The following is a 318-nucleotide window of genomic DNA, read 5'->3' on the forward strand; positions in this document are numbered from 1 at the left end:
GTTCTGAGATAAACGCAGCGTCCGCCCAGCCCCGGCAGCGGCAGCTTGCGCGGCACGGACCCGGTCGCCAGCAGCAGTTTGTCATAGGGAACGGAAGAACCGTCCGACAGCTGCACGGCGCGTGCGGCGCGGTCGATCGCGACGGCCCGGATGGAATGGATGTGCCGGATCGAGCGCTCGGCCAAAAACTCTTCGCTGGCGATCGCCTTGATGACCGGCGCCTCGCTGGCCATCGCTTCCTTCGACAGCGGCGGCCGCTCATAAGGCAGATGCGGCTCGTCGCCGATAAGCGTCACCGGTCCTTCAAGATCGGAAGAG

General features: G+C 65.7%; 1 protein-coding gene. It reads right to left on the reverse strand.

What is annotated here, in order from left to right:
• On the reverse strand, window positions 1-318 hold a 318-nt coding region (locus EN852_RS38030; protein WP_189546563.1), incomplete at both ends, for an FAD-dependent oxidoreductase.

The organism is Mesorhizobium sp. M2E.F.Ca.ET.209.01.1.1, assembly GCF_004010375.2.
Lineage (GTDB): Bacteria > Pseudomonadota > Alphaproteobacteria > Rhizobiales > Rhizobiaceae > Mesorhizobium.